The organism is Streptomyces sp. DSM 116793 (assembly GCF_057320905.1).
Genome location: NZ_CM170494.1, coordinates 982,707 through 996,062, shown reverse-complemented (window position 1 = coordinate 996,062; position 13,356 = coordinate 982,707). Strand labels below are relative to the sequence as shown.

The 13,356-nt window shown below is 71.3% G+C and carries 8 protein-coding genes; 5 read left to right on the top strand and 3 right to left on the bottom strand.

Features of this window, described 5'->3' with window-relative positions; genetic code table 11:
* Positions 1-372 precede the first annotated feature (372 nt).
* Positions 373-546, bottom strand: coding sequence for a hypothetical protein (locus tag ACSMXW_RS04230; RefSeq protein ID WP_485804120.1), 174 nt, complete (start codon positions 544-546; stop codon positions 373-375).
* Between the two features lie 294 nt (positions 547-840).
* On the opposite strand from ACSMXW_RS04230, the gene ACSMXW_RS04225 reads away from it, so the two are divergent.
* Positions 841-3,657 carry a family 78 glycoside hydrolase catalytic domain gene (locus ACSMXW_RS04225; RefSeq protein ID WP_485804119.1) on the top strand — a complete coding sequence of 939 codons (2,817 nt, stop codon included), beginning with the start codon at positions 841-843 and terminating at the stop codon, positions 3,655-3,657.
* Positions 3,658-3,757: 100 nt separating this feature from the next.
* On the opposite strand, the gene ACSMXW_RS04220 is transcribed toward ACSMXW_RS04225, so the two are convergent.
* Positions 3,758-4,792 carry a zinc-binding dehydrogenase gene (locus ACSMXW_RS04220; protein ID WP_485804118.1) on the bottom strand — a complete coding sequence of 345 codons (1,035 nt, stop codon included), beginning with the start codon at positions 4,790-4,792 and terminating at the stop codon, positions 3,758-3,760.
* A gap of 462 nt (positions 4,793-5,254) precedes the next feature.
* On the opposite strand from ACSMXW_RS04220, the gene ACSMXW_RS04215 reads away from it, so the two are divergent.
* The 4 genes from ACSMXW_RS04215 (at position 5,255) to ACSMXW_RS04200 (ending at position 11,708) form a co-directional block, all read left to right on the top strand.
* Positions 5,255-6,166, top strand: coding sequence for a helix-turn-helix transcriptional regulator (locus ACSMXW_RS04215; protein WP_485804117.1), 912 nt, complete (start codon positions 5,255-5,257; stop codon positions 6,164-6,166).
* A gap of 117 nt (positions 6,167-6,283) precedes the next feature.
* On the top strand, positions 6,284-7,318 hold the full coding sequence (locus ACSMXW_RS04210) for a LacI family DNA-binding transcriptional regulator (RefSeq protein WP_485807794.1): 1,035 nt from the start codon (positions 6,284-6,286) through the stop codon (positions 7,316-7,318).
* Between the two features lie 221 nt (positions 7,319-7,539).
* Complete coding sequence (locus tag ACSMXW_RS04205; RefSeq protein WP_485804116.1) at positions 7,540-8,835, top strand: MFS transporter; 1,296 nt, start codon at positions 7,540-7,542, stop codon at positions 8,833-8,835.
* Positions 8,836-8,891: 56 nt separating this feature from the next.
* Positions 8,892-11,708 (top strand): family 78 glycoside hydrolase catalytic domain, encoded by a 2,817-nt coding sequence (locus tag ACSMXW_RS04200; protein ID WP_485804115.1) that lies wholly within the window; start codon positions 8,892-8,894, stop codon positions 11,706-11,708.
* A gap of 104 nt (positions 11,709-11,812) precedes the next feature.
* Here ACSMXW_RS04200 and ACSMXW_RS04195 read toward each other — a convergent pair whose 3' ends face one another.
* Complete coding sequence (locus tag ACSMXW_RS04195) at positions 11,813-13,222, bottom strand: rhamnulokinase (protein ID WP_485807792.1); 1,410 nt, start codon at positions 13,220-13,222, stop codon at positions 11,813-11,815.
* Positions 13,223-13,356: the final 134 nt, after the last annotated feature.

The following is a 13,356-nucleotide window of genomic DNA, read 5'->3' as shown; positions in this document are numbered from 1 at the left end:
TCGACGGCGAGGTTCACCGCTTCGGCGGTCGGAACGCGCCCGCGGATCGGCGGGGGCCGGGCACCGCGGGACGAGACGGAACGGACGGCCCGGATGACGACGCCCGACGGCCGGGCCGCGGCGCCCGTTCGTCGCCCGCGCACGAGCTGTGCGGCCTGGAGGGGGCGGCGTCGCCTTGCGGGGCAGCAGCGGCCGGTCTCTGACCCGTGTGCGCGCGAGCGCGGGCGGACGCCGCACCGCCTTCGAGACGCGCGTACGGGCCGGGGCCGCGCTCAGCGCGTCCGACTCACCCAGGGCGTCACCGGCCCTCGGCGTGCCTCCATGCCCGCCCGTACGGGAAGCCGCGGAACTCCCGGCCCCACCGTCGATGGGTCAAGTCCCGGTATGTGACCGCTCCTCGATCTCCGCCGCGTGCTCGTACACCGCCGACCGGCGCTCCGGGTGCCGCTTCACGCACGTGGCGCCCTCGATGGAGAGCTGCCCGGCCAGGTACTCCGCGGCCTCCCACGGCACCGCGCCGTGCCGGGGGTTCAATGAACGTTTCAATCAGGATGGTCACGCACGGAGCGGCCCGGTCCGCGCGCTCCCTGCGGCGAGAGCCGGTCGGTCACAGATCGGCAACGCCCATGATGACCTGAGGCTCTGTGGTCGTCATGGGTGTGCGTCGGTGCCGGGTCTGGACAGCGGCGGCGCTGACTCCTACCATCGCGTCACCCGTTGGATAAAACGATTCACTTCTCCTGGGGCACGGCCCGACCCCCTGGCACCGCCGTTCGTGCCGTGGCGTCGGGTGAACCGTCGGGCAGTTCCCACCCCCTGTCTCCAACCGAAGAGAAGCCTATGAAGAGCTCAGGAATCACCCTCGCGGTCGCCCTCACGGCGGCACTGGGACTCACCGCATCGGGGCTGGCGTCGGCGTCGTCGGGAGCATCCCGGCCCGGACCTCTGCGCGCCGTCAACCTGACGACCGACGACCAGGTCGACCCGATCGGCATCGACGACCGCACCCCGCTGCTCGCCTGGCAGCTCGACGCGCGGAACGGATCTGCGGCCACGGCGCAGGAGGCCTATCAGATCCGCGCGGCCCACAGTGCCGCGGCACTGCGCCGCGGGACCGCCGACGTCTGGGACTCCGGCCGGGTCAGGTCCCGTTCCTCAAGCGGCATAGCCTTCCCCGGAGCCGGACTCACCTCGCGCGAGACCGTGGCCTGGCAAGTGCGCGTCTGGGACACCGAGGGACACGCCTCCGGGTGGAGCGAGCCGGCCACCTGGGAGATGGGCCTGCTGAACCAGTCGGACTGGTCGGCCCGCTGGATCGAGAACGCTGCTTACGACTACACGCGCCCGGACGGCTCGGTCACCCCGCTGCCGGTGTTCGGGAAGTCCTTCACCGTGCGCGGGAAGATCGCAAAGGCCCGGCTGTACATGACCGGCCTCGGCATGTACTCCACCTCGCTGAACGGACACGCCGTCAGCTCCGACGTCCTGGAACCCGGGCAGACGACGTACTCCGCCGAGGTCGACTACCGCACCTACGACCTGACCCATGAGCTGCGGCCGGGGCCGAACGTCCTCGGCATCCAGACGGGCAGCGGCGCCTATCAGCGGGTCAAGACGCCCGGCCACTACTTCTTCGGCGGCAACCTGGAGAAGTACACCGTCTACGGCGAGCCGAAGGCGATCGCCCAGCTCGAGATCACCTATACCGACGGACGCCGGGAGACCGTCGGGTCCGACACCTCGTGGCGCACCGCGCTGGGGCCGACGACATACTCGTCATGGTGGAGCGGCGAGGAGTACGACGCCCGCCGTGCGGCGACCACGCCGACCACACCGGCCGTTCTGAGCGGCGCACCGTGGCAGCAGGCCGCGCTGGTGAAGCTGACCGCGAGCACCACGCCGAAGGACACCACCCCCCTGCGGGCCGACCCGCGTCCTCCCGTCACCGTGGCCGAGACGGTCAGGCCGGTCTCCGCCACCCGCCGCGACGACGGCTCCTACATCCTGGACTTCGGCGCCAACCGGTCCGGTTGGCCCAGCCTGAACGTGTCCGGGCCCGCCGGCACCACCATCACCATGATCCCGGCAGAGCTCCTCAAGAGCGACGGGTCGCTGGACGTCTCGTCCACCGGGGCGTCCGCGGACAACCCCATCGCCTACAAGTACACCCTGTCAGGAAAGGGCACGGAGACCTGGCACCCGCAGTTCACCTACAGCGGCTTCCGCTACCTCCGGGTGGACGGGCTCCCCTCGCCGCCCCGCTCCTCGACCGTGACGATGAAGGTGATCCACGCCTCCAACCCGCGGGCGAGCACCTTCGATTCCTCGAACCAGGTCGTCAACGAGGTGCACGCGATCACGCTGCGTGCGATGCAGAGCAACATGATGTCCGTCATGACCGACTGCCCCGACCGGGAGAAGGGCCCGTACACGGGCGACAATCTGCACAACATCGATGCCCTGCTGACCGACTACGACCTGTCGTCCTACGAGCCCCAACTGGTGCGCAACATGGCCACCGCCCAGCGCCGGCCCGGCGACGAGTCCCCGGGGCTCATCGCCAACATCGCACCCGAGTTCCACCGGGTGGCGCCCACCAAGCTCCAGTACCCGCAGGGCACGATCGAGTTCCTCGACGAGGTGAACTGGGGAGGCGCCGTCATCCGCATCCCCTGGCAGCTGTACCGGACCTACGGCGACACCCGGACCATGTCGCTGTACTACGACAACATGGTCGAGTGGCTTGACTACGAGGCGGCCAACAAGGCGGCGAACGGCGGGGACATCCCCGGGCTCGGTGACTGGTCCGCCACCGACAACAGCACGCCCATGCAGCTGGCCATCCTCGCCGGCTACTACACCGCCGCCGACGACATGGCGAAGATCGCGGGAGTGCTGCACAAGAAGGCCGACCAGACCACCTACCGGGCGCTCGCCACCCGCCTCGCCGCCGAGTTCACCTCCCGGTTCCGGCACCAGGACGACAAGGGCGTCTACTACGGCAGCGACAGCGAGACGTCCAACGCGATGGCCCTGGACGCCGGCCTGGTGCCGGCCGCCGACCGCGCCCAGGTCCTCGACCGGCTCGTCGCCTCCGTGCGCACCGCCGGCAACCACATCACCACCGGGTCCGTCGGCATCGGCCCGCTCTTCCGCGCCCTGCAGGCGGGCGGACGCGACGACGTCATCTACGACATGGTGGTCAACCCCACCTCGCCCGGCTACGGCTACCTCGTCGCCGGCGGCCACACGACGCTGTCGGAGGCCCTGGACGGATCGGGGTCGCAGAACCACCACTTCCTCGGACAGGTCGACGCCTGGCTCGTCAGCGGGCTCGCCGGCATTCGTCAGGCCCCCGGCTCCGTCGCCTACCGCGAGCTGGACATCGCGCCGGCCGTCGTCGGCGGCATGACCCATGCCTCGGGCACCTACAGCACGCCGCAGGGCACCGTGAGCAGCGCCTGGCACAAGGATGCCGCCGGCCGGTTCACCCTCACGGTCTCGGTCCCCGTCGGCAGCACCGCCACGGTGCACGTGCCGGCCGAGGCGGGGGACCACGTCACCGTCCTCGGTCAGGACGCCGCCCCTGTGAGCCGTGACAAGGCGACCGCGGTGTACCACGTCGCCGCGGGGACCCACACCTTCACGGTCTCGTAGCACCGGCGCCGGGCCCCTGCGCACTCCGCGCGGGGGCCCGGACAGGGGGCCCCGGTGGCGGCTCCGAGCGCCGCGTCGGTGGCGGTTCGGGTCAGACGGGTCAGAACCTGATGAGGGCCTTGAGGACACGACGGTCGGCCATGGCCCGGTAGGCGTCGGGGACCTGTTCCAGGGAGAAGCTCTGGTCGAAGACCCGGCCCGGCCTGATGGTGCCGTCCAGTACGTCCGGCATCAGCTCCTCGATGTAGGCGCGGGCCGGGCTGGCACCACCGGTGAGAGTGATGTTCCGCATGATCATGGACGGGCCGACGGGGCCTTCCTCGTACTGCGGAACGCCCAGGCGGCTGACGGTGCCGCCGTCGATGACCGCCCCGAGGGCGGTGTCGAGCGCCTGGCGGGTGCCGACGGCCTCGATGACCTTGCCGACGCCATCGCCGCCAGTCAGGTCCCGTATGCGGGCGATGCCCGCCTCGCCGCGTTCGGCGACGACGTCCGCGGCCCCGAACGCGCGGCCCAGGTCGGTGCGGTCGGTGTGCCGTCCCATCAGGATGATCCGCTCGGCGCCGAGCCGTCTGGCGGCCAGCACCGCGCACAGGCCGACCGCGCCGTCCCCGATGACCAGGACGTGGTCGCCGCGGCCGACGCCGGCGGTGACGGCGCCGTGGTGGCCGGTGCTCATCACGTCCGAAAGGGTCAGCAGCGAGGGCAACAGCTCGGAGCCGGCGGTGACGGGCAGTCTGACCAGGGTGCCGTCGGCGTGCGGGACGCGCACCGCCTCGCCCTGGCCGCCGTCCACGCCGTCGAAACCGTAGCGCCCGCCGCGGCGGCACGAGATGTGCAGGCCCCTCGCGCAGAAGTCGCAGGTGTTGTCGCAGTAGGTGAACGGAGTGACGACCAGGTCGCCCGGCCTGACCGAGGAGACCTCCGGGCCGGTCTCCTCGACCACACCCAGGAACTCGTGTCCCATGGGCCGGCCGGTCCCGGTGGCGGTCATCGCCCCGTAGGGCCACAGGTCGCTGCCGCACACGCACGACAGCACGGTCCGCACGACGGCATCGGTGGGCCGGCGGACCTCCGGGTGGGGACGGTCCTCGATCCGGACGTCCCGGGCGCCATACATCACGGCTGCACGCATGGAGGGGTGCTCCTCAGGTGGGAAAGGACTCATGGGAAATCGGTGCCTTGTGCGAGATGGGTGACCATGCGCCCCGGCACAGGAGGCTGGTCATGCAGCCGGGCGGTTCAGCGCTCCGTCATCCGCATCTCTGCTTCGTTGCGGTTGTCCCCGGCGGCCGGAGGCAGCGCGGTGAGCCCGGCGAGCGGCTCGGCGGTCAGCCGGACGCCGTCGGCGTCGGCGTTCTCCCCGACCGGGTGCGCAGTTTGCTGTGCTTCACGGTGCGGCTTTCCTCTCCTCCTCCATGGGCAGGCGCCCGGCGCTGACGGACGCCCGGCGGTGGCGCGACGGTGACGGGAACAGAGCCTCGTGCCTCTCCGGCCCCGGCGACAGGCCGGGTTGTGCCAGGGAGTGGCGTTCAGGGGTAATGACAGGGCCCCACACGGCTGCCGACGCGGGTCAGCGCGGTGTGACACTGTGCGCATGGCATCCCAGCAGAGCACCGGCAAGGGCGGTGGCATGGAACTGGGCCGGTTCCTGCGCGCGCGCCGCACCCAGACCAGCCCCGACCACGTCGGCCTCACCGTCGGCACCGGGCTGCGCCGCACCCCGGGCCTGCGCAGGGAGGAACTGGCCACGCTCGCCGGCATCAGCATCGACTACTACATCCGGCTGGAGCGTGGCAGGGAGACCCGCCCCAGCCCCTCCGTCCTCGACGCCCTCGCCCGCGCACTGCACCTCGACGACGCGGAGCACCAGCACCTGCGCGAGCTCGCCGCGCGCGCCGCCCACTACGCCCCCGAGCCCCCGCCCACGCCCAGCCGGTCCGTCCGCCCGCACCTCGGACTGCTGCTGGACACGGTGCGGCCGAACCCGGCCTACATCGTCAGCCGGAGCATGGACCTGCTCGCCTGGAACCCCGGGGGCCTCGCCCTGTACGACGGGATGGCCGACTGGCCGGCCGGGCAGCGCAACCTCGCCCGCTACCTCTTCCTCCACCCCACCGCACGTGAGCTGTTCCCCGACTGGGAGAGCCAGGTCCGGGGCTGTGTCGCCCGCCTGCGCGCCCTGGCCGGCACCACCCCCGACGCCCCCGACCTGACCAGCCTGGTGGGGGAACTCCTCCTCAAGAGCCCCGACTTCGCCAGGCTGTGGGAACGGTACGACGTCGTCGGGCGCAAGAACATCCACAAGACGTTCCACCACCCCCAGGTCGGCGTTCTCACCCTCAGCAGCCAGGGCATGCAGCTCGAAGGCACCCCCGGCCAGCGCCTCGGCATCTACAACGCGGAACCCGGCACCGCCGACCACGACGCCATGCTGCTGCTCGACATGACCGAGCCCCGAAAGACGCGGAATCCCGCTCGGAGCCGGCCGGGCCGGCCCTCGTCCTGACCGTCGCGCCGCTCGGAGCCGGCACCACACCACCGCCGCGGCCGCGGAACGGGCTCCGGCCCAGGCCATCAGGCCCATGGGGTAGGCTCCGGGCAACGCGCGACAGGGAGGAAACGGCTGAACAAGGCGACCATACGTGACGTTGCCGCCGCGGTTGGTGTCTCCCCCGCGACAGTGTCGAACTACTTCCACAACCCCAGGAAGCTCTCCCAGGCGACCCGGGAGCGCGTTCGGCAGGCGGTGGAGGAGCTGGGATTCGTCCCGAACGACGCCGCGCGCACGCTGCGCACCGGAGTGAATCCGATCATCGGATACATTGCCTTCGAGCTTGCGAGCGCCACCACCCCGGAGATCGCCAGTGCGATCGAGGCCAGGGTGGCATCGCGCAACATGCACCTCCTCATGGCCAACGACAGAGGTGACGGCGACCGCGAGCGCAGCTACCTGAAACTCTTCGAGCAGCAGCGCGTCACCGGGATCATCATCGCGCCCGTCGGAGACGTGGAGTCCGAGCTCGCCCGGATGCGCGAGCGGGGCATCGCCAGTGTCCTCAGTTCACGACGGGCGAGTTCGAGCGCGCAGGCGTCCGTCTCGACGGACCACGTCGCCGGCGGGCGCCTCGCCGTGCAGCACCTCATCGAGCAGGGCCGCCGGCGCATCGGATTCGTCGCCTCCGCGCTGGAACTCCAGCAGGTCCACGACCGGCTTCGCGGTGCCCTCGCCGCGGTCAGCGCGTCCGGCGAGGCCACGCTCGAAGTGATCCCCGTGCCCGAACGATCCGTCGCGGCCGGCATCGCCTCGGCGGAGGCCATCGCCCGCAGGCCCGCCGTCGAACGGCCCGACGCGCTGTTCTGCGTCAACGACCTGCTGGCCATCGGCCTGGTCCAGGCCTTCACCGCCACGCACGGCATCCGCGTCCCGGACGACGTCGCCGTGGTCGGATACGACGACATCGAATTCACCCAGTCGACCGTGGTGCCCATCACCACCGTACGGACTCCCCACACGGAGCTGGGGGAGGCGGCGGCGGACCTCCTGTTCGAGGAGATCACCCTCCTGGACGGCCGCGGCGGCACAGCCGAGCGGAACGCGCGCCCCCACATCGAGTTCTCACCGCAGCTGGTGGTACGGGCCTCGACCCGCCCCGCATAGGTCCACCCGCGCCGCCCAGGTCCACCGCCCGCTGCCCGGCCACCTCGCCCGGGCAGCCGGTCGCGGGCCGGCTCACCGACATCTTCGGCCCCTTTGGTAAATCGTTTCAATCAACGGGACCCGGAGTCTTGACACTCAAACTCTGGCTGGGTCATCGTGAGTCGGCCCTGTTGGTAAAACGTGTCACCACGGGCCACGCTTCGAGGGAGAAGGAGTTGCCCATGGCCGATACGAGCGCCGTCGCGTCACCCGGACTGGACGGCCGCCACTGGAAGCTTGCCGTGGCCGCGGGCATGGCGTCCTTCCTCGACTCGGGGGCGATCATCGCCGTCGGCCTGGGGCTCGCGATCTGGAAGGACCGCTTCGGGCTCGACGTCTGGACCGTCGGAACCCTCGGCTCCGCCCTCACCCTCTTCATCGCGGTCGGCACGCTCGTCGGTGGGCGCCTTGCCGACCTGGTCGGCCGCAACCGGATCTTCTCCGTCACGATCCTCGTCTACGCGGTGGCGGCCCTGGCCATTGCCTTCGCTCCCAACGCGGAGGTGCTCATCACGGGCGTGATCGCCGCCGGGATCGCGGCCGGTGCCGACCTGCCCACGTCGCTGGCCGTGCTCAGCGAAAGGACACCGGCCGAGGGCCGAGGACGGCTCGTCGCCTTCACCCACGTCATGTGGACCATCGGGGTCGTCGTCGTGACCGCCCTGGGTTTCGGCCTCGCCACGCTCGGCGCCACCGGCATCAGCCTGATCTTCGTCGTGCTCGCGGTGATGGGCGTGGCCACGTTCTTCTTCCGCAGCTTCTACCCTCCGTTCCAGCAGTTGGAGGAGGAAGCCGTCAGCCGTCAGGGCGCCGAGGGCGTGGACATGGCCAAGGCCATTCCTCTCCGGACGCTCCTCACCAATCGCTCCTTCACGGTGATGATGGCCCTCACGGCGCTCTTCTATCTGTTCTTCACCCTGGTGGCGAACACGTTCGGTGCGTACAAGACCTACTTCCTCGTCACCGTGGGCGGCACCAGCCAGAGCACGGCGACCGCCTTCTCCTTCGTCACCACCCTCATCGGCCTGTGCGGGACCATCGCGTTCACGCGCATCGCGGACACCAAGTGGCGCACCCGCTTCTTCGCCGCAGGCGTCGTCGTGTTCACGGCCTGCCAACTGCTGATCGCCGTCACCGGCGGGACCGTGCTGCCCCTGATGTTCGTGGCCCTCGTCCTCTACAACATCAGCTTCCCGTTCGTCGGCGAGGCGCTGTACAAGATCTGGACCCAGGAGACCTTTCCCGTCAACGCACGAGCCACGGTACAAGGAGCGACCATGGCCGTCGCGCGCTCCCTCGCCGCCGCCTTCGCGCTTGTCACACCGGCGCTCATCGACTGGAGCCCCGCGGGTCTGTACGTCCTCCTCACCGTGTTCGCCCTGGTCTCGGGCGGCGTGGGCGCCGTCATCATCCGCCGCCTCAGCCGGGGGACGGCCACCTCTCGGGCACCGGTCGACTCCACGCCCCTCACCACCTGACCGTGCACCCCGGACGAACCTCACCGCGCACCCCCGAAAGATTGGCCCGGAACAGCGTGTCCACCGAAATCACCGTCGAGGCTCCGCGCATCGGCCTCCACCCCCAGGAGTTCACCGGCGAATCCCGCCCCGTCCTGTCATGGAAGACGAGGACACCCATACCGTCCTGGGCGCAGGCGCGTGCGGAGATATCCGTGACCCGGGACGGCGACGAGACCACGGTCCACCTCGACGGACCCGAATCCGTGCACGTTCCCTGGCCCTTCGCGCCGATCGCGATGCGCGAGACGGTACACGTGCGGGTACGGGTGCACGGGACCGACGGCTCCTTTTCGCCGTGGAGCGCCGAGAGCACCGTCACCGGCGGGTTCCTGGACGGCGGCAGTTGGCACGCACGCTTCATCGGCTCGGGCGCGGACGACCCCCACCTGCTGCGCCACGTCTTCGACGTACGCCCCGGCCTGCGCCGCGCCCTGATGTACTCGACGGCATTCGGAGCGTACGACGCGGAGCTCAACGGCCGCGTCGTCGACGACGGGGAACTCAAGCCCGGCTGGACCAGCTACCAGTGGCGTCTCGCCCTGGACGTCACCGACGTCACCGAGCACCTCCACACGGGGGCGAACGCCGTCGGCATCACGCTGGCCGGCGGCTGGTACACGGAACACTACGGCTTCAGGGACGCCGCCCGCCGCTTCTACGAAGGCCATCCGGCAGCCGCCCTGCAACTCGTCCTCGCCTACGAGGACGGCACGGAGGAGACCGTCGTCACCGACGAACGGTGGACGTGGCACGGCGGGCCGGTCGTGTCGGCGAGCCTCTACCGGGGCGAGGCCTATGACGCCCGGCGACGCATCCCCCTCTGGTCCCACCCCTCGTACGACGACACCACATGGCGGAAGGCGCGCACCATCGCCGTGCCCGGCGTACTGCCCGCGCTTCGGTCCGTGCCTCCCGTCCGGGTCGTCGAACGCCTGCCGGTGAAAGAGGTCCTGACCTCGCCCAGCGGGAGGACGATCCTCGACTTCGGCCAGAATCTGGTCGGCCGCCTCCGCATCCGGGTCACCGGCGAGGCGGGCCATACCGTGACGCTGCGCCACGCCGAGGTCCTGGAGGCAGGGGAACTCGGCACCCGTCCGCTGCGCAACGCCGCCGCCACGGATCACTACACGCTCAGCGGCCAGGGCCCGGAGGTATGGGAGCCCAAGTGGACCGTGCACGGCTTCCGCTATGCCGAGATCGGCGACTGGCCCGGCGCACTCGACCCCGCCGACATCACCGCGGCCGTCCTCCACAACGACATGGCCCGGGCCGGCGACTTCCGGACGTCCCACCCGCTCCTGCAGCGGTTCCACGACAACGTCGTCTGGGGCATGCGCGGCAACTTCCTCTCGATCCCTACCGACTGCCCCCAGCGGGACGAGCGGCTCGGATGGACCGGCGACATCCAGGTGTTCGCCCCCACGGCCGCGTTCCTCTATGACAGCGACGCGTTCCTGAGGTCCTGGCTGGAGGATCTCGTCCTGGAGCAGCGTGCCGCCGGCGGTGTCGTCCCCATGGTGGTCCCGGCGGTCATCCCGCAGGTACCGGGGCTTTATGAGCCCGTCGCGGCCTGGGGAGACGCGGTCACGGTGGTGCCGAGCGTGCTGTACGAACGCTACGGGGACCGCGAGGCGCTGCTCCGGTGCTTCGACGCCATGGCCTCCTGGGTGGACGTCATCGCCGGGCGAGCAGGCGAGGACCTCCTGTGGGAGGACGGTCTCCAGTTCGGCGACTGGCTCGACCCCGACGCGCCGCCGGACCTCCCGGACAGGGCGAAGGTGGACGCGGCCATCGTCGCGACCGCCTACTTCTGCCGCTCGGCCCACCTGACGTCCAAGGCGGCCGGTCTGATCGGGCGCACAGCCGACGCGGAGCGCTACGCAGCCCTCGCGGACCGCGTAGCGCAGGCCTTCCGGGACGCCTATGTCACGCCGCGCGGCCGCATGATGTCCGACGCCCCCACCGGATACGCGCTCGCCATCGTCTTCGGCCTCGTCCACGGCAGGCAGCGGGAGGCGATGGGCCGGCGGCTGAGGGACCTCGTCCGCGCGTCGGGCTACCGCATCTCCACGGGATTCGTCGGCACCCCCATCCTGTGTGAGGCCCTCACCTCCACCGGGCACGCCGACACCGCCTCCCGGCTGCTGACCCAGACCGAGTGCCCGTCCTGGCTGTATCCCGTGACCATGGGAGCGACCACCATCTGGGAACGTTGGGACTCCATGCTCGAGGACGGCTCCATCAACCCCGGGCAGATGACCTCGTTCAACCACTACGCCCTGGGGGGTGTGGCCGACTGGCTGCACCGCTCCGTCGCCGGCCTCGCACCCCTCGGACCGGGATACCGCACCATCGGCATCGCCCCGACGCTGCTGGACGACCTCGACGACGCCTCGGCCTGGCACGAGACCCCGTACGGCACGGCGAGTTCCGCGTGGCGGCGGGACGGCGACGACGTCCGGTTCGAGGTCGTCGTACCGCCCAACACCAGCGCCCGGGTGCGGCTCCCGTCCGGTGCGACCCACGAGATCGGCAGCGGAGTCCACACCTGGGTCGAACGCCATCCTCGCCCGACGCCCTCGCGGGGCCCACTCGACCTGAGCAGCAGCCTCGCCGCGATCATCGATGACCCAGCCGCCTACCAGGCCGTTCTCACGGCGATACGCGGGATCGACCCCGCCCGGGCGGAGGTCTTCCGGCGCACCACGCGCTGGACCGCCGGGCGAGAACTGCGCGAGCCCCTCAACAAGGCGCCGCTGACGGTCCTCGACGCGGTCGAGAGAGCGCTCGGGGAGCTGCGCCCGTACGGCGGCCGCAGCACGCGGCAGTGACCCGGGAGGCGCCGGGCCGACGCCCACGCGCCCGCGGGCGGCGCCAGCGCCGCTCGCCCGCGGCCGGGCCGGCCGGTGCGAGGCGAGGGGCCCGGCGCCGTGGCTCAGTCGATCCCGAGGCGCGCGGCGGCCGCGTCCCAGCGCCGGATGTCGCCCGCCGGCTCATACCGGCGCAGCGGCTGCGTGCCGCGCACCAGGGCGCGCATGGCCTGGATGTCGGAGACGGCGCCGTACGCCCGGGCCTGCACCAGGATGTTGCCGAGAGCGGTGGCTTCGGCGGGGCCGGCGACCACGGGCAGGCCGGTGGCGTCGGCCGTGAACTGGCACAGCAGTCCGTTCCTGCTGCCTCCTCCGACCATGTGGACGTGCGTGACCTCCCGGTCGGCGAGCCGCGCGGCCTGCCGCAGCACTCCCCGGTGGGCCAGGGCGAGGCTTTCGAGAATGCACCGGACGACGGCGCCCTGGCTCTCCGGAGGGCGCTGCCCGCTGCGCACGCAGAAGTCGCTGATCGCGGCGGGCATGTCGGCGGGCGCGAGGAAGCCGGGGTCGTCCGGGTCGATCAGGGCACCGAACGGCCTGGCGCGTGCCGCGTCGGCGACCAGCTCCGGCACACCGGGGCGCTCGCCGCGGGCCTCCCATGAGCGCCGGCACTCCTCCAGCAGCCACATCCCCATGATGTTGCGCAGGTAGCGCACCGTGCCGTCGACGCCGGCCTCGTTGGTGAAGTTCGCCGCACGCGAGGCGGCGCTGAGTACCGGGGCATCCAGCTCCAGACCGGCCAGGGACCAGGTCCCGCAGGAGATGAACGCGGGATGCGGCGCCACGGAGGGCACGGCCACCACCGCGGACGCCGTGTCGTGGGAGGCGACCGTCGTGACCGGTGTGCCCGCGGGCAGAGACGTCGCCCGAACGGCATAGGGAAGCAGCTCACCGGCGAAGGTGCCCGGCTCCCGCAGGGACGGCAGGAGCCGGGGGTCCAGACCGACGTGGTCCGACAGGAGGCGGCTCCACGTGCCGGACCGGGCGTCGAGGAGGCCCGTGGTGGAGGCGTTGGTGGTCTCCGCGCCCAGGACGCCGGTGAGCCAGTAGGTGATCAGGTCGGGGATCAGGAGCAGCGTCCGGGCCGCCGCCAGCTGGGCGGTTCCGCGCGCGGCGGCCAGTTGGAAGACGGTGTTGAACGGCACGTGCTGCAGGCCGTTGATGGCGTAGAGCCGCTGCGCGCCGATCTCCTCGCGGACGCGATCGGCGACGGTGGCCGTCCGGCTGTCCCGATAGTGGTGCGGCAGGCCGAGAAGGGCCCCGTCGGCGTCCAGCAGGCCGTAGTCCACCGCCCACGTGTCGACCCCCAGGGAACGGACCGCACCGCCTCTCGCGGCTTTGCCCAGACCGTCGAGGACGTTCCGGAAGAGACCCGGCACGTCCCAGTGCAGCCCGGTGGGCAGGCGAACGGGAACGTTGGCGAATCGGTGCACCTCGGTCACGCTGAGCTCGTCCCGGCCGACCCGGCCGATCATCACCCGGCCGCTGGTGGCGCCCAGGTCCGCCGCGGCGAAGGTGGAGAGGGGAGCGGCGGGCGGGGGTGCGGTGGTCACTGTGGTCTTCCTCGGCTGTGCCTGGACGGACTGGGACGATGACGTGCGGGAGCCGG